This window comes from Ruegeria sp. L11 (genome assembly GCF_056531755.1).
The window spans coordinates 1-1,138 of the sequence record NZ_JBQFMI010000050.1 but is presented as its reverse complement, the minus strand read 5'-3'; the positions used below and the strand labels follow the sequence as shown (position 1 = coordinate 1,138).

Genomic DNA, 1,138 nt, shown 5'->3' with positions numbered 1-1,138 from the left:
TGTCCGTCATCGAATGATTTGGAACACGAGCGTTTGATTGGCTTAGGAGGATCAGGCTCGCCGCAGTTTCAATCTACGCCGCGTTCTGATGATGCAGCAAGCGGCGTTTCTGGATTGTCTGGTGTTTGATTTCCTTTCTGCGTCTGAGGATTGTTTCGGCTCGACCGAAATAGACATCGGCGGGTGTCAGATTGCTGATGCTCTCGTGGTATCGGTTGTGGTTGTAGTGATTGATGAAGTCGCCGATGGCCTGTTCGAGCGCTCCTGGCAGATAGTAGTTTTCCAGCAGGACACGGTTCTTCATCGTCTGATGCCATCGCTCAATCTTGCCCTGGGTCTGCGGATGGTTGGGCGCTCCCCGAACATGATCCATACCCTGCTCATCCAGCCATTTCGCCAACTCGCCAGAGATGTAACTGCTGCCGTTGTCGCTGAGCAGCCGGGGCTTGTGGGCAACGGTGACACTGTCACAACCTGATGCAGCCAAAGCGTCTTCCAGCGTTCCTGTGACATCGTCAGCTTTCATCGTGGTGCAAAGGCGCCAAGAGACAACGTAACGGCTGTAATCATCCAGGATCGTAGACAGGTAGAACCAGCCCCAACCGATGACTTTGAGATAGGTGAAGTCGGTCTGCCAAAGCTGGTTCGGCCGCACAGTCTTCTCATGGAATTCATCCGCCGCTTTGATGGTGATGCAGGCTGGGCTAGTGATCAGATCTTGTGCCTTCAGAAGCCTGTAAACACTGGCCTCAGAAACGAAGTAGCGCCTGGTGTCGGTGAACCGCACCGCAAGCTCGCGGGGCGATAACTCGGGTTCTTCCAGAGCCAGTTCCACGATCTGCTTGCGCACCTTGTCGGGGATGCGGTTCCAAACCCTACCTGGCCGGGAATGGCGATCCTCAAGCCCGGCCTCGCCGAAAGACAGATACCTGTCGTACCAGCGGTAGAAGGTCGTTCTGGGAATGCCGAGCTTTTCCAGTGTGCGTTTGATCGGCAGGTGCGAACCGTCAACCAGCCGGATGATCTCAAGCTTTTCGGATGTTGCCCTCTCATCGCTGCAAGCAGCGACTGTTGGGTGACAGATATCTCATTCGTCGTCTCCCCCATCCTCGAACATGCTTTTTTTGAGCAGCCGGTT

The 1,138-nt window shown here is 55.0% G+C and carries 1 pseudogene; it reads right to left on the bottom strand.

Going from position 1 to position 1,138, the window contains the following annotated elements:
• Window positions 1–73 precede the first annotated feature (73 nt).
• Window positions 74–1,138 (bottom strand): annotated as a pseudogene (locus ACR0CE_RS20505) (IS3 family transposase); the annotation flags it as partial.